Source organism: Pseudomonadota bacterium (assembly GCA_039028935.1).
Classification (GTDB): Bacteria; Pseudomonadota; Gammaproteobacteria; order Steroidobacterales; family SZUA-146; genus SZUA-146.
Window position 1 is genome coordinate 16,583 of record JBCCHD010000027.1, and the last position, 22,689, is coordinate 39,271.

The window sequence follows — 22,689 nt, forward strand, 5'->3', positions numbered from 1 at the left end:
AAACTTGCCGCTGTGAACACCGAAACCACTCAGCATCAACCGACTCGCCTTGAAACGTTGCGTTCTGCGCTGCAAAGCGGTGCACTGCGGCCAATCCAAGGCCTACTACAAAGTCTGCACCCAGCCGAAATCGCGCATTTGCTCGAAGCGCTACCCGTCGATGAGCGCAATATTGTTTGGGGACTCATGGATCCCGATGATGAAGGGGAAACGCTGCTTCACGTCAATGATGAAGTGCGGATCAAACTCATTGACGGCATGGAAGACACCGAGTTGCTGGCGGCTGTTGACGGCATGGAGGTCGACGACCTGGCGGATCTGCTTGGCGATTTACCTGAGGCGATCACACAAGGTGTGCTCAAAGCGATGGATTCGCAGAATCGCGCGCGCCTGCGCGAAGTTCTCAGCTATCCGGAGGATGTCGCCGGTGGCCTGATGAACATCGACACCATCACCATCCGTCCCGATGTCACACTGGAAGTCGTGTGGCGCTATCTTCGTGCACTCGATAACGTTCCAGACACCACCGACACGCTGTTTGTTGTCAATCGTTACGGCAAATACCTTGGCCTGGTGTACGTGACGCGACTGCTAACTCACGATGCGTCAGTTACCGTGGCGGATATCATGGATACGAGCATCGAAGGCATCGAGGCCGAAACTGACGCCCACGTTGTGGTCGACATTTTTGAGAAGCGCGACCTGGTGTCCGCCCCGGTGGTGGATGCGGAATCACGCCTTCTGGGCCGCATTACCATCGACGATGTCGTGGATGTTCTGCGTGAAGAGGCCGAGCACTCACTGATGAGCATGGCCGGCCTCGACGAAACCGAAGATATGTTCGCGCCAGTGGCCACCAGCGCGCGTCGTCGCGCCATCTGGCTTGGTGTTAATCTTGCGACCGCGTTTATCGCCGCGTCCGTGGTCGGTGTATTCGACGCGACCATCGAAAAGGTCGTGGCGCTCGCGGTGCTGATGCCGGTTGTCGCCAGCATGGGTGGCGTGGCGGGTATGCAAACGTTGACGCTGGTGATCCGCGGCATGGCGCTGGGCCAAATCGAGCGATCAAACGCACGCTGGATGCTGCTTAAAGAAATTTCCATCGGCACATTGAACGGCTTTGCATGGGCGATTGTGGTCTCGCTGGTCACCGTGCTGTGGTGGGGCACCTGGGACATCGCCGCTGTGATCGCTGGCGCCATGATCATCAATCTGTTGATCGCCGCGGCGGCCGGTGTATTGGTTCCTCTGATTCTAAAACGCCTAAATATTGATCCGGCGCTCGCGGGCAGCGTGGTGCTGACCACGGTAACCGACGTGGTCGGCTTTGCCGCTTTTTTAGGGCTTGGCGCGCTGTTTCTCACCTAAACACGACCCGACCGACGCGATTCACTCGCGGCCGTCGACACTAGTCAACCGATTGCGTGTGATGCGCGCGAGAACCGGGCCGGCAACGCCTCGCTCACCGTTGGGTTACATCAGTGACTCACGAATATGGCGAGGCCCATCTAGCGCGGGCACCTCGTCGCCCTGCAAAAACGGCAATAAGCGATCTTTTCGCAACATCGCATCATGGTAACCAAGATCGATTAATTCTTGGCAGTACGTCTGCTCAAACAGCAAATAGCTGATGAGGGGACGACCGCCTGAGTTGTAGGCGCCAATACCGCGCAGAAGCGCTTTGACCGGTCGCGGAAACTGTTGTTTGTGGCGGTGCGCGATTTCGCGAATATCCTTACTGGGAACGATAATATGGATGTCGACAATATCGAAATTGGTTTCCGCACCCGCCTCAATGAGACGATTAATGCGCGTCAGCCGCTCAAGATCGGCATAGAGTCCATCGAGAAAAATGGTGTCGAGAATGTACCCCGCTATATGCCCAAAGGACGGTGGATGGCCGTCGAACACCGCCGGGTTTGGCTGCCGCATGGTCTGCTCGTCACGCGTGCCGATCACTAGCAGGCGGTTAGCGCCAAGATGAATCGCTGGACTGAGTGGCGCCGCCTCACGCAAAGCACCATCGCCAAAGTACTCCTCACCAATTTTGACGGGCGGAAACACGAAGGGAACAGCCACAGACGCCATGAGATGATCAAGCGTCAAATCCGTCGCCACCCCGGCCCGTCGCGCCCGCTCCCAAGCGAGCGACGCCTCGCCCATAAAAAACGACAAGGCCTTAGCCTGCGAGTAGCCAGACGCGGTGATCGCGACCGCATCGAGTGCCCCCTGATCGATGGCACGCTGCACACGATCGAATTGGATGTATTTGGCTAACAGATCACGCAGCGGCGCGTTATCGAGCAAGAAATGCGGATTGCGCGGTCCAAGGCCCCCGAGCGTGAGCGCCGCCAGCCAGGTGGCACCGGTTTTGGCCACGTATCGGGCGTCGGACCGGTATACCTGCGCGCAATGAAAGTTGCCCCAAACCTCAACCAGATCGTCAATACCGGCATGAAAATTCAGGGCGTTATTGGCTACGACGGTCGCGTTGATCGCCCCGGCCGATGTGCCACTCACAACGGGAAACGGGTTGCTGTCCCCCGGCAACATGTCTGACACGGCTTTGAGAACGCCCGCTTGATAGGCGCCGCGAGCGCCGCCACCGGGCAACACCAGGCCAATTTTGGTTTCGTCACGTTCGCGCATGTTTGATCTTTGCTCTCACAGAGGCAACAATTAAGCGGTTCAACCAACAAGAGATAGAATACATGCTGGCTTTACAACGCGCATCCCGATTACTTCAACTCATCGTTTTCTCTGCGCTGTGCGCAGGCTTCTCGGCCACCGCTCTGGGCGAGACCGTCACCGAAGGCCAGGTGGCTCCAGCGTTTCGATTACAGGATCAAAACGGCAAGTGGCACGAGCTCGAGCGCTACTGTGGCCAGTGGGTGGTGCTGTATTTCTACCCCAAAGACGATACGCCGGGCTGCACGACGCAAGCCTGTGAATTTCGTGACGAGATTTATGCTTTTCGCAAGAACAACATCAACATACTTGGTGTGAGTCTCGACGACGTCAGCTCGCATGAGGAATTTGCCGACAAGTACAGCCTGCCGTTTTCGTTGCTGTCCGACGCTGACAAGAACGTGGCCAATGCCTATGGTGTGCTCAAAAATTATGGCGTCGTAAAATACTCGGCACGCGAGACGTTTCTGATCGATCCAGATGGCAAGATTGCCAAGCACTATCGCAAGGTCGAGCCCAAGGGCCATGCCACCGACGTGATTGACTCCATCAAGTCGCTAGCGGAAGGATCTCGCGCGAATACTCAGGGACACTGAGTATTACCGCATTCAGGCGGGCACAAGTGGCGTCGTGATCTGCGACTTTCGCAAGCCCTTTACCGCCTGATCAAGTCCACCGAGCGTGAGCGGGTACATGCGATCTGTCATCAGCTCGCGCGTGATGCCGATCGATGGCGTGTAGTGCCAATCGGCTTCGCGCACAGGGTTGAGCCAGGCGGCGCTACCAAAATGTTGCAACAACCGGTTGAGCCAAACCGCGCCGGCCTCTTCATTGAAGTGTTCGATACTGCCACCGGGATAGGTAATCTCATACGGACTCATGGTCGCATCACCCACAAAAATGAGTTTGTAATCCCGACCATACGTCCGCATTAGCTCATGAACGCTCAGACGTTCATTGTGGCGCCGGTAGTTGTCCTTCCACACCGACTCATAAACAAAATTGTGAAAGTAAAAGTACTCGAGATTTTTAAACTCGGTGCGCGCAGCGGAAAATAACTCTTCGCAAAGCCGGATATACGGATCCATGGAGCCGCCGACATCAAAAAACAGCAGCACCTTGATCGTGTTGCGCTTTTCGGGACGCATCTTAATATCCAGCCAACCCGCATTTCGCGCGGTGGAGGCGATGGTGTCATCCAGGTCAAACTGATCGGCTGAGCCTTCGCGAGCAAACAGGCGTAACCGCCGCAAGGCCATTTTAATATTGCGCGTTCCGATCTCGACATCCGCATCCAGGTTGCGATATTGACGCTCTTGCCAAACCTTGACGGCCGATCCGTGACGCGACTCGCCACCGATTCGCACGCCTTCGGGGTTGTAACCGTAGGCACCAAAGGGTGAAGTACCGCCCGTGCCTATCCACTTGCTGCCACCCTCATGCCGCTCCTGCTGTTCCTCAAGGCGCTGTCTCAAGGTTTCCATGAGCTCGTCCCAATCGCCCATCGCTTCAATTTGTGCTTTTTCTTCGTCGGTTAAATACTGCTCCAACTGCTGTCGCAACCATTCCTCCGGGATTTGATGAAGCTCGTCATTGTAAAGCGCTTCAACCCCATCAAAAAAATCGCCGAACGCCCGGTCGAATAAATCGTACCGAGTCTCGTCCTTCACCAGCACGGTGCGGGCCAACAGATAAAAATTGTGCAGATTCGAGTCGGCGAGGTTCGCTTTGAGCGTGTCGAGCAAGGCCAGAAACTCGGTGGTCGATACCGGTAATCCCGAACGCTTCAGATGATAAAAAAAGTTAACGAGCATTGCGCTTATTCAAGAACACCAGTTGTTCAAACAGATGCACATCTTGCTCATTTTTAAGCAGTGCGCCATGCATGATCGGCATGAGTTTTTTGTCGTCATTGCGCAGCGCGTCCGCCGGGATATCCTCGGCGAGCAGCAACTTTATCCAGTCGATCAGCTCGGACGTGGATGGCTTTTTCTTAAGACCACGCGCGTCGCGAATATCGTAGAACGCGCTCAGAGCCGCTTTGAGCAGATCCTGTTTTAGGCCCGGATGATGCACATCCACAATTTTGGCCATCACTTCCTTGGATGGGAAGCGAATGTAGTGGAAGAAACAGCGACGCAAGAACGCGTCGGGCAGCTCTTTTTCATTGTTGCTCGTAATAATGATAATCGGCCGATGTTTGGCGCTGATCGTCTGCTGCGTTTCGTACACAAAAAACTCCATGCGATCGAGCTCTTGCAGCAGGTCATTAGGAAATTCGATATCCGCCTTGTCAATTTCGTCGATGAGTAGAACCGGTTGCTGTTCCGACTCAAAGGCCTCCCACAGTTTTCCCGGCACAATGTAGTTATCGATGCTCTTGACCTTGTCATCACCGAGCTGCGAATCGCGCAGCCGGGCCACGGCATCGTACTCATACAGACCCTGCCGTGCTTTTGTCGTCGATTTGATGTGCCACTCGATAAGTGGCTTTCCGAGCGCCCGAGCCACCTCGATCGCCAGCTGGGTTTTGCCCGTGCCCGGCTCACCCTTGATGAGCAGGGGTCGCTGCAGCGTCACAGCGGCGTTCACCGCCATCATGAGTTCGTCATCGGCTACGTAGCGGTCGGTGCCACTGAATTTCTGATCGGTCATGCCAGTCTCTTGTTCGTTTGGCGTTTATCACGCGTGGTGGAAGCCGCGCATCGAGATCGACAGCGCGCGCCTGGAACGCGACGATACCATGAAGAATGCTGCAACGCAGTCATGCCCCTTAGCGCGGTCGCCAGGGGCGTATGCGGTGGCGCCACGGAATGGCTAAATCTTTAAAATTATCATGGCGTTAGTACCGCCAGTCACACCCGATAGTTCGCCTTTGGTGAGAATGATCCAATCACCCTCTTCGACGATGTTCTTTTCCAACAGCAAGGCCTTGATGTCGCGATTGAGGTCCTCGTGAGCGGATTGACCAAAATCCGCAGCCAACGGATAAACGCCACGATAGAGCGTTACGCGGCGGCGTGTTTCCTCGTGCCGCGTCACCGCGAAGATCGGCTTGCCGGAGCGAATGCGCGAGGCCCAAAGACTGGTGGAGCCCGATTCGGTCAGTGCCACAATCGCTTTGACGTTGAGATGATTGGCGGTGTACATCGTCGCCATGGCGATGGCCTCATCGACCCGACGAAACCGCTTGTCGACGCGATGGTGGGATACTTGCGTCACCTTTTGCCGCTCCGCGCCACGGCATACCCGGTCCATGGCTTTTACCGCCTCCAGTGGAAAACGGCCTGTTGCGGTTTCCGCCGACAGCATGACCGCATCGGTGCCATCGAGCACCGCATTGGCCACATCAAGCACTTCAGCGCGTGTGGGAATCGCATTGTTAATCATCGACTCCATCATTTGCGTGGCGGTGATCACTACACTGTCGCGTTCGCGCGTTAACTCAATAATGTGCTTTTGCACACCCGGCAGTTCGGCATCACCGATCTCCACGCCCAAATCGCCTCGAGCAACCATCACGGCATCCGACGCGTCGACAATCTCTTCGATGTTGTCGACGGCCTCGGCGCGTTCAATCTTAGCGATCAGATAGCCTTCGCCGCCGGCCTCGCGCAACAGTGTGCGTGCGCGCTCAATATCTTCACCGGAGCGTGGGAACGAGATCGCCAGATAGTCAACGCCTAACTCAGCGGCCAACGTGATATCGGCTCGGTCTTTGTCGGTCAATGCTTCGGCCGAAAGACCACCCCCCATGCGGTTGATGCCCTTACTGTTGGACAGCACACCGCCACGCTTGACCACACAATGAATGCGAGGGCCGTCGACCCGATCGACGCGCATGGCAATTTGCCCATCGTTAAGCAACAGTAGATCGCCCGATTGCACGTCGTTGCACAGATTTTTATACGTTACGCCGACACGCTGCTGATCGCCGTCATGGGTGCCCAGCTCCATGTCGAGCACAAACGCATCGCCGTTTGCCAGCTCAATCGAGCCATCCCGGAAGCGCTCAATTCGAATCTTGGGTCCCTGCAGATCGCCCAGCACGCCGATGTCGTGACCCCGCGACGCCGCAATACGCCGCACCTGTTCGACGCGCTGGCGATGACTGTCTCGGTCACCGTGCGAGAAATTCAGGCGCACGACATTCACGCCCGCATCAAACAAATCGCCCATCAGCTGCGGGTCGTCCGTAGCCGGACCAAGCGTTGCCACAATTTTGGTTCTGCGTCGCATCAAGCGGTTTCCTTAACGTTGTTCTTCGTAGCACGAAGCCATGCGTCTATGACGTGAAGACGATGCCGGCTTCGCGACGTACTGTGCGCGTTACTCGGCGGCACGCTCCTGCAATATCGCCACGGCTGGCAGCGTCTTTCCTTCGAGAAATTCAAGAAAGGCGCCACCGCCGGTCGAGATGTACGACATTCCGTCGCCGATCCCAAATGCATCGAGTGCGGCCAGCGTATCGCCTCCGCCTGCAATTGAAAACGCATGACTGCGCGCAATCGCTTCGCCCACCACCCGGGTGCCCTCGGCAAACGCGGCAAATTCAAATACCCCAACCGGCCCATTCCAAACGATCGTACCGGCGCCCTCTAACAGCGCGGCAAGCTGTTCGGCCGATTCAGGACCAATATCGAGCGCTTGATCATCCTCCGCCATGGCGTCGACTGACTTCACGATGGCCTCGGCATCCGCCGAAAACGACTTGGCTACCACCACGTCCTGCGGAATGGGAATGGTGGCACCGCCCTGTTTGCCCCGCTCGATAAGCGTCCGTGCCGTATCAACCAGATCGGGCTCATAGAGTGACTGGCCGACGTCATGTCCCGCCGCAGCAATAAACGTGTTCGCAATGCCGCCACCAACGATGAGTTGATCGACACGCGGCATTAGGGATTCTAAGAGCGTCAGCTTGGTCGACACTTTGGAGCCACCGACGATGGCAACCAAGGGGCGCTTTGGATTGTCGAGCGCCTTAGCCAGCGCATCGAGTTCGGCCGCGAGCAGTGGGCCCGCGCACGCAATCGGGGCATAGTGAGCGACCCCATGCGTCGACGCCTGCGCCCGGTGAGCGGTACCAAACGCGTCCATTACATACACATCGCACAGCGCGGCCAGTTTGCGCGATAACTGCTCATCATTGGCCTTTTCGCCCACATTAAATCGAGCGTTCTCGCACATCACAATCTGACCCGGTGCGACGTCCACGCCCTCGAGCCAATTGCTCGACAGCGTGACGGGGTGCTCGAGCAATGCGGCCAGCCGGTCTGCCACCGGTCGCAACGACAACGCCGCATCCGGTTGCCCTTCTAGGGGACGACCGAGATGCGACATGACCATAATGGCGGCGCCTTGCTCGAGCGCCAAGCGCAAGGTCGGCAAACACGCTCGAATGCGGCGATCATTGGTCACTTGGCCGTTCTTGACCGGCACATTCATGTCTTCGCGAATCAGCACTCGCTTATTACGAAGATCGAGGGTGTCCATTCTCAACATAGTGCTTACCTGCGTTAGAGTGCGCGATGCATCGCGGTCATCGTATCGAGCATCCGCATCGAAAAACCCCACTCGTTGTCGTACCACGAGCATACTTTGACTAGACGACCGTTCACTTTCGTCATGGATTCATCATAGGTGGAGCTGGCCGGATTGTGATTGTAGTCGATGGACACAAGTGGTTCGTCGCTGTAATCCAATACTGCACTCAACGGACCGCTATCGGCCGCCGTGCGCATGATACGGTTGACCTCTTCCACGCTGGTGTCGCGCGATGCGATAAACGACAGGTCCACCATCGACACGTTTATCGTGGGCACGCGCACCGCGTAGCCGTCCAGTTTGCCGTCCAGCTCCGGCAGCACCAGCCCTACCGCCGCGGCGGCCCCGGTTTTGGTTGGAATCATCGACATGGTGGCCGAGCGAGCGCGCCGGATATCCTTGTGATACACGTCGGTTAGGCGTTGATCGTTGGTATATGCATGAATCGTGACAATCAGGCCCGATTCGATACCGATCGCATCGTTGAGTGGCTTAGCAAGCGGCGCAAGACAGTTGGTCGTGCACGAGGCATTGGACACCACGCGGTGTTCTGCTTTGAGCACATCGTGATTAACGCCAAACACGACTGTCGCATCGATGTCTCCGCCAGACGGTGCCGACACCAGCACCCGCTTGGCGCCCGCGTCAAGATGCGCTTTAGCTTTGGTCTTGGTACGAAACACGCCGGTGCACTCCAACACCACATCGACCTCGAGTTCTTTCCAAGGCAAATTGGCGGGGTCGCGTTCACAGCACACTCGCACACGGTCGCCGTTGACCAACATGTGATCGCCGTCTTTGGCGACCTCGGCTAGGAACGGGCCGTGCGCCGTGTCGCGCCGGGTCAGCAAGACATTTGTGTCGATGTCGCTCAGATCATTGATCGCTACAATCTGAATCTCTTCGCGACGATTGGATTCATAGAGTGCACGCAGCGTCATGCGGCCAATGCGGCCATACCCGTTGATCGCAACCTTAATGGTCATGGGTGTTTCTCCTGAGTAAAGGGCGACTCGCGCCCGGTTTTCTCCCTGTTTGATCGATTGCCAACATGCGCGTCAGACACGCAGGACGACGACGCACTTGACGCACAATCGTCCGACGCACACTGGTGGCCGCATTCGTTTTCTCACGCCCTGGTCAGCGCGCTCAGAACCCGTGTTTTAGAGCAGTGCTTCCGCTTCCTGTGCAACACGCGTTGCCGTGACGCCGAGGTGCTCATAAACCGCTGGCGCGGGCGCCGACTCGCCGAAGCGATCAATACCGACGACCTGACCCTTAGAGCCGGCGATGCGCCACCAGCCATCGGTTGCGCCCGCTTCAACAACCACTCGAGCAGTCACGTTAGGGGGGAGTACGCGGTCACGATAATTCGAGTCCTGGCGGTCGAACACGCTGGTACACGGCATAGACACCACGCGCGCCTGTATGTTCTTCTCGGCGAGTAAATCCGCCGCGTCCATCGCCAGGCTCAATTCTGTCCCAGTACCGATCAAAATCACGTCAGGCGTGCCATCCACATCACGCAGGACGTACCCGCCCTTGCTCACATCCCCAAGTTGAGCCTCGGTGCGGGCCTGAAACGGCACACCCTGTCGGCTAAACACGAGGCAGTGCGGCGTACGTTGGCTCTCAATGGCCGCTCGCCAAGCGACAGCCGACTCAACCGTGTCGCACGGCCGCCAAACGTCCAGATTGGGCATCAGACGCAGGCTGGCCAAATGCTCCACCGGCTGGTGGGTCGGGCCGTCTTCACCTAAGCCGATCGAGTCATGGGTGTATACAAACATGGTCGGCACTTCCATCAGCGCGGCCATACGGACCGCGTTGCGCGCATAGTCGGAAAAAGTGAGAAACGTGCCGGAATAAGGTTTAAAACCACCATACAGCCAAAGGCCATTCATGATCGCGGACATGCCAAATTCGCGCACGCCGTACCAGATGTAGTTGCCATCCGCACTATCGGGGGTGACGCCTTTCGACTGAGACCAAAAGGTATTGTTCGACCCAGTTAGGTCAGCCGAGCCACCAATGAGCTCAGGCAGCATGGGCCCTAGCCCTTCCAACGCGGCCTGTGATGCTTTTCGCGTGGCCATACTCTTGGCTTCTGCCGACAGCGACGCAATTACTTGCGTCGCCGCTTCATCCCAGCCGTCAGGTAAACCTCGACCCCACCGTCGTTCGAGCTCAGCGGCTAACTCCGGATGGTCCTTACGGTAGGCATCAAATTCCCGTCGCCAATTGGATTCGGTGGCTTCGCCCTGATCAACCGCGTGCCAGGCCGCTTGGATATCCTCCGGGATATCGAAGGGACCGTGCGGCCAATCGAGCGCTTCGCGCGTCAGCGCGATTTCCTCATCGCCCAGTGGCGAACCATGTGAGGAAGATTTGCCCGCTTTGTTGGGCGAGCCATAGCCAATGGTTGTTTTACAGCAAATGAGGGTGGGTTGTGTTTCGTTCGCTCGCGCGGCGATCAATGCCTGATCACACGCTTCCGCATCATGGCCATCCACATCCTCAATCACCTGCCAGCCATAGGCTCGGAAACGCGCAGGCGTGTCATCGGTGAACCACCCGCCGACTTCACCATCAATCGAGATATTGTTGTCGTCGTAAACGCAGATCAACTTTCCCAGTTTGTGCGTGCCGGCTAACGAACAGGCTTCGTGCGAAATGCCTTCCATCAGACAGCCGTCACCGAGAAAAACGTAGGTGTGATTGTCAACAATCGTGTGCCCCGGGCGGTTGAACTGTTCGGCGAGAATCTTCTCCGCGAGCGCCATGCCCACCGCATTGGTGATGCCCTGCCCCAGTGGACCAGTGGTGGTCTCAACTCCTGGCGTGATGCCGTATTCCGGATGACCCGCCGTGCGGCTGTGAAGCTGCCGGAAGTTGATCAACTCTTCGAGAGGCAGATCGTAGCCGCTCAAATGCAACAGCGCATAGATGAGCATGGAACCGTGACCATTCGATAGCACGAAGCGATCACGGTTAGGCCAGGCGGGATTTGCAGGATTATGTTTGAGGTGTTTGGCCCACAAAACTTGCGCCACATCCGCCATGCCCAGCGGCGCTCCCGGATGTCCCGAATTTGCTTTTTGCACAGCGTCCATACTGAGCGCGCGAATGGCGTTGGCCAATTGTTTGTTTGTCGGCATGAAGTCCCCCTGTTTCAAGGCGCGAATTGTCCCCCAAAGACGGGGTGCGCGGCAAATGCCATCCGCCATTGACACCTCTTCACGCTGCCCTGAGCTTCGTGCTTTATGGTCAGCTCCGGGATATAATTGCGCGGTTTACTGGCCTGGCAACGCGCCTCATTCCCCACCCTTTTTGAAGGAACCTCTAAGCTATGTCCGATAACTATGTGTTTACATCTGAATCCGTTTCGGAAGGCCACCCCGATAAGGTCGCCGATCAGATTTCGGATGCGATTCTCGACGCCATCCTCGCCGAGGACAAACAAGCTCGGGTTGCCTGCGAGACGATGGTCAAAACGGGTATGGCGGTCATCGCGGGCGAAATCACCACCAGCGCATGGGTAGATCTTGAAGAATTGGTGCGCCACGTGGTGCTCGACATCGGGTACAACAGCTCTGAGGTCGGCTTCGATGGCGCCACGTGCGCGGTGATTAACGCGATTGGCAAGCAGTCGGTGGACATCGCCCAGGGCGTCGACCGCGAATCGCAGGAGAACCAGGGCGCTGGGGATCAGGGCCTCATGTTCGGTTATGCGAGCAATGAAACCGATGTGTTAATGCCCGCGCCGATTACGTTTTCCCATCGGCTCGTCCAGCGCCAGGCAGAAGTGCGCAAGAATGGCACGCTGCCTTGGCTGCGGCCAGACGCCAAAAGTCAGGTCACGTTTCGCTACGAGAATCACCAACCGGTAGGGGTGGAAGCGGTCGTGCTATCGACTCAGCATGCTGAGGACGTCTCGGCTGACGCGCTGCGCGAGGGTGTGATGGAAGAGATCATTAAGCCCGTGCTGCCAGCTAAATGGCTTGAAAGTTGCCCTTCTGACCATATTCATATTAATCCGACCGGTAAATTTGTTATCGGTGGGCCAGTTGGCGACTGTGGCCTGACCGGTCGCAAGATTATCGTGGACACCTACGGCGGTATGGCACGGCATGGCGGCGGCGCGTTTTCAGGCAAAGATCCATCCAAAGTGGATCGATCCGCCGCCTACGCGTGTCGCTACGCGGCCAAGAACATCGTCGCGGCCGGCCTCGCTGAACGCTGCGAAATTCAGGTGTCGTATGCCATTGGCGTGGCCGAACCCACTTCGATTTCGCTCGAAACCTTCGGCACGGAAAAAGTGCCCACCGACCGCATCGAAGCGCTGGTTCGGGAACACTTTGACCTGCGCCCCTATGGCATTTTGAACATGCTCGATCTGCTTCGACCGATCTATCGTAATACGGCGAGCTACGGTCACTTCGGGCGCACCGAACCTGAGTTTACTTGGGAAGCGACCGACAAAGCTGCGCTGCTCGCCGATGCGGCGGGACTGAGTGGCGCCTGAGCGGGCTGAGCGGCGAAACGCCGACGCCAGAACGAGCATTACCGAGAATTTGATCAACGTTACAACGCTACAAACACGGAGAACATCATGAGCAAGCCAGCCGAACATTTACACCCCGACTACAAGGTGGCCGACATCAGTCTGGCTGCTTGGGGTCGCAAGGAAATTGCGATTGCCGAAACCGAGATGCCGGGCCTCATGGCGCTGCGCGAAGAATATGCGGACGCCAAACCGTTGGACGGCGCTCGCATCGCCGGTTGTCTGCATATGACCATTCAGACCGCCGTATTGATTGAGACGCTGGTCGCGTTGGGCGCCGATGTGCGCTGGTCGTCCTGCAACATCTTTTCGACGCAGGACAATGCAGCCGCCGCAATCGCAGAAGCCGGCGTTCCGGTGTTCGCATGGAAAGGCGAAACCGAAGACGAATATTGGTGGTGCGTCGAAAAAACCGTCCATGGCCCGAACGGTTGGACACCCAACATGATCCTAGACGATGGCGGTGACCTGACCCAGCTCGTGCACGACAAATATCCCGCGCTCATGGATGACATTAAAGGGGTTACCGAAGAGACCACCACGGGCGTTAAACGACTGTATGATATGCAGCGCGATGGCACGCTCAAAGCACCTGCCTTCAACGTTAACGACTCGGTTACCAAGTCCAAATTTGACAACCTCTATGGCTGTCGTGAGTCGCTAGTGGACGGCATTAAGCGCGCGACCGACGTCATGATCGCAGGCAAAGTCGCCATCGTGGCCGGGTTCGGCGACGTCGGCAAAGGCTCCGCGCAGTCGCTTCGCGGCTTGGGTGCGACCGTTTGGATCACCGAGATCGACCCTATCAATGCGTTACAGGCGGCGATGGAAGGCTATCGTGTCGTGACAATGGACGATGCGGCCAGCGAAGCGGACATATTCGTTTCCGCCACCGGCAACTATAACGTCATTACGCATGACCATATGAAAGCCATGAAGGACCAGGCGATCGTTTGCAATATCGGGCATTTCGACAACGAAATCGATGTCGCCTCGTTGAAGCAATACACCTGGGAGCCGATCAAAGATCAAGTCGATCACATTATCTTTCCCGATGGCAAACGCATTATTCTGCTGGCCGAAGGCCGCCTGGTTAACCTAGGTTGCGCCACAGGCCATCCCAGTTTCGTCATGTCAAACTCGTTCACCAACCAAGTGTTGGCGCAAATCGAGCTGTGGAAAAACCACGAGAGCTACCCAGATGAAGTGTTCGTGCTACCCAAGCATTTGGACGAGAAAGTGGCGCGTCTGCATCTTGATCGAATCGGTGTGAAACTCACCGAGCTTTCGAAAGAACAAGCCGACTACATCGGTGTGGCAAAAGAGGGCCCCTATAAGCCCGACTACTACCGCTACTGATTTCGGCCCATAGCGCGCACGACAACAGGCAGCCCAAGTGGGGCTGCCTGTTTGCGTTTTGGCGCTGACCAAAGGTGTGTCGGCAGCAGGACCACTTGTCGAGACGCTCGACGAGCACGCCAGAGTGCTCAGGTTGCCCACCCCACAGGAGTAAGTCCGGCCGCTACCGAATCAGATCAATGGGTTCAAATCCGCGCAGTGCCGCCGCCGCGTCGCTCGCGCCCAACCACTGCTGGGCGACGGTTCGATAGAGGCGTCGGTAATCAAGGTGAAAGGCCAAATCCTCATCGTCATGCGCCGGAAAGACAGGCTGTTGGCCTGAGAAACCACCTTTAACGCGCCCACCCATGAGTATGACCGGCGCGGCCGTTCCGTGGTCAGTACCGCGGCTACCATTCTCGGCGGCCCGACGCCCGAATTCCGAATAGGTCATCACCAACGTGTTTTCCCAATCGCCCGAGGCCATTAAACGTTCTCGAAGTGTCGCCAATTCTGTGCCGAGTTCTTCCATCAGCTTGTTATGTCGATTGGGTTGATAGAAGTGCGTATCGAACCCCGTCAACGTCGCTTTGTACATCGGCACACGGGCACCCAGGGCGATCATTTCACTGGCGACGACCAACTGCTTGTGCAACGAAGAGCCCTTAATCTGTTTGCCCTTGCGCGCATCGATAACCGCCGATAGGTCTTTGAGCCCTCGCGCTATCTGCTGACGTACATTCACCACGTGAGTCAGTGCTGGGTTGCCCGGCGGAGCAGAGGCAGGCCGCATCAGTTTTGCCTGTTTGGCAAACACCACTGGATTGTCGAGCACCAGGCTTTGCGACGAACCCAGGAACGGTCCGTAGCCCGTTCCAAATGCGATTCCTTCGGCGCTAAACGCGGCGCTTTGCGCTGACGGAAAACTGTCGGCCAGCCAGCCGCGCTTGAGCACTTTGTCACTGCCGCTCGCAGTGTGCCAGATGTCTGACGAACGGAAGTGTGATCGGTTGGGATCGGGATACCCCACGCCGAGTGCAATGTGCAGATCGTTGTTGCGCCATGCGTCGTTGAGCGGCGCCAGCTGTGGATGCAAACCCAATTGCGCATTGAGCACCACTGTTTGCTCGCGCGGAATACCAAGAACAGGCCGCGCTTCATAGTATCGCTTTTGCGAAAACGGAATCACCGTATTCAAACCGTCATTACCACCGGCAAGTTCGATAAGGATGAGCCGACGACTCACGCCTTTGCTGGCGTTGTCGACCCGAGCAAAACTCAAGCCGGCTGGCAGCACAGAAAGCGCGGCGAGTGTGGATAAAAAGCGGCGACGCTCCGGCGATTGGGGCGGCGAAGGCGTCTCGTTAGAAAAAGGTAATTTACGTTTCATAGCGCTACTTTAGATGCACGGTCGGATCCCGAATAAGCTCGAGAAGCAACCGCTGTTGCGTGTAGGAATCGGGAATATTGGTGACCGGGTCAATCGCATTGAGATAGGCAAGTAACGATCCGCGTCGGCGCCCGTCAGCACGGAGAGGGCCCTCGAGATTCAGGTAGGGATTGGTACGGCGACTGTCGGTACCTAAATTCACTACGAGATTACGCGCGGTCTGTTCGCGCGACAAAAGCGTGCGACTGTCAATCCACTCTAAGCCGCCAGGCCAACCTTCAACGGTAGGCGGATCGAATAAATCTTGACCGGCTTGTTTGAATAGGTTTGGCAAACGCTTAGCCGCCCTGAGCGTGCTTACGCGCTCACTTAACGCCTTGGGGGACAATCCATCCACTGCGGGCCTCATCAAACCCACAAACAATTCGACTGGGCTTTTGATCAATACGCCTCGATTGGCATTTTCGCGAAACGCTGGCGTTTTAAAAAGTGCTTTGAGGAGGCGCGCGATGTCGTAATTGTTGGCGCGAAACGCCGCCGCTAATGACGCCACGCGTGACTCGTCTGGCTCAAGGGAAATGAATTCGAGCCAGAGCTTGCGCACCACTCTCTCGGCAGTAGCCGGTTGCGCAAGCAACAGAGCCGCCAGGTCATCGCCATCGTGATTGCCTCGTTGGCCAAGCACGGTTTTGGTGCCACGATCAAACCGTTTGCGTGCGAACAGATAGTCGCCTGTCGATCTTTCGACGGTGCGGCCAGTGAGGCATCGCGCCGCTTCTTTCACGTCCTTTTCAGTATAGTTTCCTTCACCTAATGTAAACAGTTCCATCAATTCGCGAGCGAGATTTTCGTTGACGTTATTGGCTCTGTTCTTATCGTTATCCAGATACAGCAGCATGGCCGGATCCCGCAGCATGGCCTGCAGCATGTGATCAAAACGGCCTAGCGCATGCTGACGCAACTGACGATGCTGTCGAAAGACCAACATCGGTGCATAAATCTTGCTGTACTGGGTAGTGAAGTGATTCGACCAGAACAGTGTCATCCGCTCTTGGAGTGGCGTGGGGGAGGCGAGCATCTGCTCAATCCACCAGCGCCTCAACTCGGCAATCTTTGCGCGTTTGTCGAGTCGCAGCGTGCGCCGCTGTTCGGTGGTCCAACCACGCTGAGAAATAGTCCAAAGCGGCTTGTCGGTAACCCAGTTCGGCGGCGTGATGAGGTCTGCGCGCGACTTGCCGTCAACCAGCAAATCGACCGCGGTGTTAAAATCCAGCGGCGCCAGAGCCTGCCATTGCGAGTTGGACACACCAAACCCAGTTCGGTGGAGCAGGTGGCGAATGTCATCGGAGTTCATGAGTATATTGTCCATCGAACAGGTGGTTAGTCAAAGCACGACACATAATGTCACAACATGCCGGCGGTCGATGGGTACTGCGCGCCCGACACGCCACGCGCTTTACCCACGGATAATGGCGATTGGCACATCGACCGCTTGCGCTACGCCCCATAAAAGGTAGGCTTTGCCCTTATTCCTACAATAGACTCAATAATGCCGCAAAAATTCATCCTTATCGCGGTTACCGGCTACCTGCTGTTTGCCTGGATGGCCGCGACGCTCGCATCGATGGCGTCACCCGACTCCACGCCAACCGCCCCGAATCGGCGCCGGCGTGCGATCGTTCTGTGTCTGTGGCTGGCACCATTGATGTTCGTCGGATCGGCGTTCATTGAAATGCTCGTCAGCTCAGAGTTACTGCTAGTTAGCCTCGTGTCGCCGTCCGCCACTGTGTTCGGAATGGTGGTCGTCGCAGTGGCCATCACGCTGTTGTCCTATCGTGCGGGTTTGAGCGGTTGGTGGTCGCCCTTACCTTTGCTACGTGGCGTGACGGTCATCGCGTTTTTTGCGGCTTGGCAGAGCGCCATACAAGGCGCACACACGATGGCGCTACCTGACTGGCGGTTTTTGGGCATATCGTTGGTGCTGTGGCTGGTCTGCCTCATTCTCGCCGATCTGGCGCTGTTTGCGTCGCATCGACGTGCGCAGGATCAAAGCACGAAGATGATAAAAGAATGGCTGCGTTTGTGTGCCGCACTCCCTGCGCTGCTTATTTTCCTGATTGGTTTTCGACCCTGAATTAACACCAGTCAGGCATCGCATGACACATTACGGTTAAATAGTGGCCCATTAGCCAGCCCGTTGGCTCGGTGCGGTATCATGCTCACATGTCTACGTCGACCGCCCCAACCCAATTTCTCGCGAATGATACGCAAATGTCTAGCGGCGAGCTGCCGTCCGCTCGCCTAGTTCAAATCAGCGATCCGCATTTGCTTGAAGACCCCTTGGCGACACATCGCACCGTTAATACATCGGTGTCATTGGCACATGTTCTAAGCCGAGCTCAAACGCATATTCGCAACGCGGACGCGGTAGTGCTTACGGGCGATATAGCACAGGACGAACTCAGCGCCACCTATGATCGTTTGCGTGAGAGCTGGATCAACGAGTGGGTGGGGCCACATACACCGGTATGGTGCCTACCCGGCAATCATGATGCACCGGTTCTTATGCAAGAGGCGCTCAGTGAATCGCCGTTCTCGTGTCTCGGCCATCATACCTTGGGAAATTGGGAGGTGATCTTGCTCGACTCGCGTTATCCAGGGCACGCATCGGGCTTGCTTGGCGATGACGAGCTCGCGCGCCTGGCCGATCGCTTGCGTCATACAGGGGCCGAGCACCTACTCGTTGTATTACATCATCACGCTATCGCATTGGGCCATAGCTGGCTGGACAAAGTGGGTCTGCTTGATCACCACGCCTTCAATACCTTGTTACATCAAGACGGACGTACTCGCGCAGTGGTGTTTGGCCACATACACCAGGCCGTTGACCGCGTTTTTAGCACTGTCCGGTATCTTGGCTGCCCATCCACCGGCGTTCAATTCGAACCAAATCAGACCGACTTTCGACTGGACACCCGTCCACCGGGCTACCGAATCATGTCGCTCATGCCCTCGGGCAAGATCGAAACTCAAGTGGTATGGTTACGCCAGACCGCGAACGCGCTCACGCGCCAATTTTCTGAACAGCTCGAGTCGTCTACATCATGAAAAAGCCCTTTTCGAATGTGTTGATCGTGCTACTGCTCGCGGTCACCGTTGGCTGCACGAAGCACGATTCAGCCACCGCCGCAGAGCCCGCATCGTCGCCCACCCTGCCGGCTGTGGCCGCGACGCCGGAACGGGCGCCTGCCGCGACACCCGATCGACCATCGGCTACCGCCCTACGCCACCCGTTGTGGGTGATTGAGAGCGCCCAGAACCGAACATATCTTTTGGGGTCGATTCACGTCTTACGGGATGAAGATTATCCATTGCCACACGCTTTTCAAAAGGCCTATGACGACGCCGAGCACCTCGTCATGGAACTCGATTTTTCGTCCTTTGACGCGATGACGGTGATGGCCACAACGCGGCAATTGGCGATGCTGCCGGAAAACCAAACGTTGCGTGACGCAATGGGCGATAAAAACTATGCGCTCGCCGAACAAAAGGCACGCGCCATAAACGTCGATCTTACGCAATTTGACCGCGTTGAACCCTGGTATGCGGCATTGACCATCACTCAAGTACAGCTTGGCAAACTCGGCTTTAAAGCTGAGAACGGCGTTGAATTTTACTTCGAACGCCAGGCAAAAGATGACGACAAAACCGGTAGTGGGCTGGAGACCTTCGAACAGCAGCTCGGCATCTTGGATGCACTGCCGATCGATGCGCAAAATCAATTTTTGCTCGAAGCGCTCGTGCCGAGCGATGAACTCATTGCCGAGGGTGACCGGATGATCGACGCGTGGAAAACCGGTCAAGCGGACAAGTTGTTCGACTTGTTTGAAGAGGACCTCAAAAACAATCCGGCGCTGCGAGAGGCGCTGCTTGTAAAACGCAATCGTGAATGGTTGCCGAAGATCATGGCGCTGACCGAGCGCGATGACAATGTGTTGGTTATTGTTGGCGCGTTGCACCTGGTTGGTGACGATGGTGTGATTGCCATGCTGCGCGAACAGGGTCTGACGGTCCGCCAACTCTAGCGTGGATCGGAATCGAAACGGCGACGGCAAAAACCGCTAATAACCGAGTAGCGCACGATACTTAAGCGATCAACTCGGGGGCGTGATCGCTCAATGGCCCGGCAAGATCAGGTCATTTCCTCCATTTCAAAATCCTCTTTCCCAACGCCACAATCGGGACAGCGCCAGGAAATGGGTACGTCCTCCCATTTCGTGCCGGGGGCCAGCCCCCCATCGGGGTCGCCTTTTGCCTCATCGTAGACGTAGCCGCAGACGATGCACATCCAAACTTTCATAATGAACCCAAAGAACACATCTTCATTTCGGGCCACTATACGTTGACGCTTTGGCTGAGCTCAACCCTTGGTTACACTTAGCTCATGACGGACAAACCCAAACCACCCGCCCTACTTATCGTAGCCGGTCTTGACCCCAGCGGCGGTGCGGGGCTGATCGCCGACAGCCAGACTGCGTCAACACTCGGTGCGCATGCGGTGGTGATCGCCACAACATTGACCGTGCAGTCGCTACAACGCTGCCATGCCTCCCATGCGGTGAGCGCTGACGTCATTCACGCACAACTGAATGCGATTGCCGACGATGTCGATGTTCGCGCTGTCAAAATTGGCGCCGTCCCGACTCGCGACAGCCTCGACGTCATTGTCAGTGCAATACATCGATTTGAACCTGAATACGTGGTGGTCGACCCTGTGCGGAATGCGACCCGTGGTGCAGCGCTTCACACCGGCCTGCCGTTTATCGACTATGTCCGTCGCATTCTGACACTGAATCCCATACTGACCCCCAATCGTGACGAACTTCGGCACTGGCTGAGCGCAGACACCGATCACATTGCCAAGTCGACGGACGCGACCGGTCAAGCGCTAATCGATGCCGGTTGTCGCGCGGTATTGGAAACCGACGGCGACGGGACCGACCAGCGCTGCGTGCACCGCCTTCATACGGCCGGGCACATACGTTGCATCGAGCACGACCGAGTGAGCGGTGACTTTCGCGGCACTGGCTGCACACTGTCTACCGCGCTTGCCGCCTTGTTGCTGAACGGGCAGTCGCTGGACAATGCGGTGGATAACGCGCTCGACTTTACGTTGGATGCCATCCGGCGAGCGCCTGCTGACACCGGCATCCCCATGCGCTGGCGCACTTCGTGATTTACGGCCTTTATGCCATTACGGATCATCATGAAACCGATGATCTTCTGAGCCATACTGAACAGGTGCTCCTGGGCGGCGCTCAGATCGTGCAGTACCGTGACAAGTCTACTGACCACGACCGGCGTTATCACAACGCAACGGCGCTTTGCGCCTTGTGCTCCCGCTTCAATGTGCCATTGATCGTTAACGACGATATCCAATTAGCCGCGACCGTCGACGCGGCTGGTGTCCACTTGGGCCAGCACGATGGTTCCCTTCGCGAAGCGCGTAACCGATTGGGTGCCGACGCGTTGATTGGCGTGTCGTGCTACGCCTCGATGCGTCGTGCTGTTCAGGCGCAGGAACATGGCGCATCGTACGTCGCGTTTGGCGCGATGTTTCCCTCTTCAATTAAACCGTTTGCACCGTCGGCCCCGCTAACGCTGTTAACCAGCGCGCGCGACATGCTCGATGTAACCGTGGTTGCGATCGGTGGCATTACGCTGGACAATGCGTCCAACGTTGTAGAGGCTGGGGCCAATGCGGTTGCCGTGATCTCAGCGCTCAAGACCAACGAGCCAGCCGCCACCGCTGCGGCCTTTCGCCAACTCTTTGATCCGCTGCCTGCCGAATGACGGCGCGTTTGCCATGGAGATCCTGATGTCCACTGATTATTTTGCCGAAGCCCAAACCGTTATACCTGGAGGCGTGAATTCGCCGGTACGCGCCTTTGGCAGCGTCGGTGGCACACCTGTGTTTGTGGCGTCGGCCAAAGGCGCCAAAGTGCGCTCGCAGGACGGTCGCGAATTTACCGACTACGTCGGTTCATGGGGGCCGATGATTCTCGGTCATGCCGATGAGCGCGTGGTGTCACGCGTGCAGTCCGCTGCCGAGAGTGGACTGAGCTTTGGCGCGCCAACCGTGCAGGAAACCGAGTTGGCAAAACTCATTTGCACGCTCGTGCCGTCGATTGAACGCGTGCGTATGGTGAGCTCGGGCACAGAGGCAACGATGAGCGCCATCCGTCTCGCCAGAGGTTTTACGGGTCGGCCCCTTCTGCTCAAATTTACCGGCTGCTATCACGGCCACGCCGACGCGCTGTTAATCAAAGCAGGCTCCGGCGCACTCACGCTGGGCATCCCCGGATCGGCGGGCGTGCCCGCCGGCGCCGCGCAGGACACACTCACCGCGGACTTTAATGATGTGGACAGTTTACGCGCCGTGTTCGACGAGTACGGCAGCCAGATTGCCTGTGTCATCGTTGAGCCGATCGCGGGCAATATGAACATGGTGATGCCAAAGCCTGCTTTTCTTACGGCGATGCGCGAGCTGTGTGACACCCATGGCAGTATCTTGATTTTTGATGAAGTGATGACCGGCTTTCGCGTTGCGCTCGGTGGCGCGCAATCCGTGTTTGGGATAACTCCCGATCTCACCACGCTGGGCAAGGTAGTGGGTGGTGGTATGCCCGTCGGTGCGTTTGGTGGGCGGCGGGATATCATGGAGCACATCGCGCCGCTTGGGCCGGTGTATCAAGCCGGTACGCTCTCGGGTAACCCGCTTGGCATGGCGGCTGGGATCGAAACACTCACCCACATACAGGCGCCCGATTTTTACACCGCGTTGGAGCAGAAAGCCCGGCGGCTAACCGAAGGCCTGATGCAGGCCGCCAAAGATCAGGGAGTCGCGCTACAGGCTCATTGTTTGGGCGGCATGTTTGGCGTGTTTTTCTCTTCTGACGAGGCGATCGACTCCTACGCGCAGGTCACGGCGTGCAACATTGACCAATTTAAACAATTCTTTCGCGGCATGCTCGAGCGCGGTCACTATTTTGCGCCATCGGCCTATGAAGCGGGTTTTATCAGTGCGGCTCACACCGATGCCGATGTTGATGAAACCATCAAAGCCGCCCGGGCCGTATTCGGCGAGATAAATTAAGCCTCGACG

The 22,689-nt window shown here is 57.0% G+C and carries 20 protein-coding genes; 10 read left to right on the forward strand and 10 right to left on the reverse strand.

What is annotated here, in order from left to right; translation table 11 throughout:
* Positions 1 to 12: 12 nt before the first annotated feature.
* Positions 13 to 1,368 (forward strand): magnesium transporter, encoded by a 1,356-nt coding sequence (gene mgtE / locus AAF465_12480; protein ID MEM7083540.1) that lies wholly within the window; start codon positions 13 to 15, stop codon positions 1,366 to 1,368.
* A 105-nt stretch (positions 1,369 to 1,473) separates the two neighbouring features.
* Here the strand turns inward: mgtE and AAF465_12485 are convergent, their stop codons facing one another.
* On the reverse strand, positions 1,474 to 2,649 hold the full coding sequence (locus tag AAF465_12485) for a patatin-like phospholipase family protein (GenBank protein MEM7083541.1): 1,176 nt from the start codon (positions 2,647 to 2,649) through the stop codon (positions 1,474 to 1,476).
* A gap of 62 nt (positions 2,650 to 2,711) precedes the next feature.
* On the opposite strand from AAF465_12485, the gene AAF465_12490 reads away from it, so the two are divergent.
* Entirely contained in the window at positions 2,712 to 3,284 is a 573-nt protein-coding gene (locus AAF465_12490) for a peroxiredoxin (GenBank protein MEM7083542.1), read from the forward strand.
* 12 nt (positions 3,285 to 3,296) lie between these two features.
* Here AAF465_12490 and AAF465_12495 read toward each other — a convergent pair whose 3' ends face one another.
* The 6 genes from AAF465_12495 to tkt form a co-directional block, all read right to left on the reverse strand.
* Positions 3,297 to 4,502: a VWA domain-containing protein gene (locus AAF465_12495; protein MEM7083543.1), complete on the reverse strand. Its 1,206-nt coding sequence runs from the start codon at positions 4,500 to 4,502 to the stop codon at positions 3,297 to 3,299.
* Entirely contained in the window at positions 4,492 to 5,343 is an 852-nt protein-coding gene (locus AAF465_12500) for a MoxR family ATPase (GenBank protein MEM7083544.1), read from the reverse strand. Before AAF465_12500 ends, AAF465_12495 begins: the two co-directional genes overlap by 11 nt.
* Positions 5,344 to 5,505: 162 nt before the next feature.
* A complete protein-coding gene (gene pyk / locus AAF465_12505; protein MEM7083545.1) occupies positions 5,506 to 6,927 on the reverse strand; it encodes a pyruvate kinase in 1,422 nt (473 codons plus the stop codon).
* A gap of 90 nt (positions 6,928 to 7,017) precedes the next feature.
* Positions 7,018 to 8,190: a phosphoglycerate kinase gene (locus tag AAF465_12510; GenBank protein MEM7083546.1), complete on the reverse strand. Its 1,173-nt coding sequence runs from the start codon at positions 8,188 to 8,190 to the stop codon at positions 7,018 to 7,020.
* 14 nt (positions 8,191 to 8,204) lie between these two features.
* Complete coding sequence (gene gap, locus AAF465_12515; GenBank protein ID MEM7083547.1) at positions 8,205 to 9,218, reverse strand: type I glyceraldehyde-3-phosphate dehydrogenase; 1,014 nt, start codon at positions 9,216 to 9,218, stop codon at positions 8,205 to 8,207.
* Between the two features lie 177 nt (positions 9,219 to 9,395).
* Complete coding sequence (tkt, locus tag AAF465_12520) at positions 9,396 to 11,390, reverse strand: transketolase (protein MEM7083548.1); 1,995 nt, start codon at positions 11,388 to 11,390, stop codon at positions 9,396 to 9,398.
* A 191-nt stretch (positions 11,391 to 11,581) separates the two neighbouring features.
* On the opposite strand from tkt, the gene metK reads away from it, so the two are divergent.
* The gene (gene metK / locus AAF465_12525) at positions 11,582 to 12,757 is read left to right on the forward strand and encodes a methionine adenosyltransferase (protein ID MEM7083549.1); all 1,176 of its coding nucleotides are present in this window, start codon (positions 11,582 to 11,584) and stop codon (positions 12,755 to 12,757) included.
* 87 nt (positions 12,758 to 12,844) lie between these two features.
* Positions 12,845 to 14,155: an adenosylhomocysteinase gene (gene ahcY / locus AAF465_12530; GenBank protein MEM7083550.1), complete on the forward strand. Its 1,311-nt coding sequence runs from the start codon at positions 12,845 to 12,847 to the stop codon at positions 14,153 to 14,155.
* A gap of 163 nt (positions 14,156 to 14,318) precedes the next feature.
* Here ahcY and AAF465_12535 read toward each other — a convergent pair whose 3' ends face one another.
* Together AAF465_12535 and AAF465_12540 are read right to left on the reverse strand one after the other, a co-directional pair.
* Positions 14,319 to 15,524, reverse strand: coding sequence for a DUF1501 domain-containing protein (locus tag AAF465_12535; protein MEM7083551.1), 1,206 nt, complete (start codon positions 15,522 to 15,524; stop codon positions 14,319 to 14,321).
* 4 nt (positions 15,525 to 15,528) lie between these two features.
* Entirely contained in the window at positions 15,529 to 16,878 is a 1,350-nt protein-coding gene (locus tag AAF465_12540) for a DUF1800 domain-containing protein (protein MEM7083552.1), read from the reverse strand.
* A 195-nt stretch (positions 16,879 to 17,073) separates the two neighbouring features.
* Here AAF465_12540 and AAF465_12545 point away from each other — a divergent pair, with 195 nt between their 5' ends.
* From AAF465_12545 to AAF465_12555, 3 genes are all read left to right on the forward strand, one after another.
* A complete protein-coding gene (locus AAF465_12545) occupies positions 17,074 to 17,658 on the forward strand; it encodes a hypothetical protein (protein MEM7083553.1) in 585 nt (194 codons plus the stop codon).
* A 137-nt stretch (positions 17,659 to 17,795) separates the two neighbouring features.
* Positions 17,796 to 18,632, forward strand: coding sequence for a metallophosphoesterase (locus AAF465_12550; GenBank protein MEM7083554.1), 837 nt, complete (start codon positions 17,796 to 17,798; stop codon positions 18,630 to 18,632).
* Complete coding sequence (locus AAF465_12555) at positions 18,629 to 19,609, forward strand: TraB/GumN family protein (protein MEM7083555.1); 981 nt, start codon at positions 18,629 to 18,631, stop codon at positions 19,607 to 19,609. Before AAF465_12550 ends, AAF465_12555 begins: the two co-directional genes overlap by 4 nt.
* A gap of 107 nt (positions 19,610 to 19,716) precedes the next feature.
* Here the strand turns inward: AAF465_12555 and AAF465_12560 are convergent, their stop codons facing one another.
* The gene (locus AAF465_12560) at positions 19,717 to 19,884 is read right to left on the reverse strand and encodes a rubredoxin (protein MEM7083556.1); all 168 of its coding nucleotides are present in this window, start codon (positions 19,882 to 19,884) and stop codon (positions 19,717 to 19,719) included.
* A gap of 84 nt (positions 19,885 to 19,968) precedes the next feature.
* On the opposite strand from AAF465_12560, the gene AAF465_12565 reads away from it, so the two are divergent.
* From AAF465_12565 to hemL, 3 genes are read left to right on the forward strand one after another with little or no spacing between them, the layout of a single operon-like run.
* On the forward strand, positions 19,969 to 20,760 hold the full coding sequence (locus AAF465_12565) for a hydroxymethylpyrimidine/phosphomethylpyrimidine kinase (GenBank protein ID MEM7083557.1): 792 nt from the start codon (positions 19,969 to 19,971) through the stop codon (positions 20,758 to 20,760).
* The gene (gene thiE, locus AAF465_12570; protein MEM7083558.1) at positions 20,757 to 21,377 is read left to right on the forward strand and encodes a thiamine phosphate synthase; all 621 of its coding nucleotides are present in this window, start codon (positions 20,757 to 20,759) and stop codon (positions 21,375 to 21,377) included. The genes AAF465_12565 and thiE overlap by 4 nt, the downstream gene beginning before the upstream one ends.
* A gap of 25 nt (positions 21,378 to 21,402) precedes the next feature.
* The gene (gene hemL, locus AAF465_12575) at positions 21,403 to 22,680 is read left to right on the forward strand and encodes a glutamate-1-semialdehyde 2,1-aminomutase (protein MEM7083559.1); all 1,278 of its coding nucleotides are present in this window, start codon (positions 21,403 to 21,405) and stop codon (positions 22,678 to 22,680) included.
* The last annotated feature ends 9 nt before the right edge of the window (positions 22,681 to 22,689 follow it).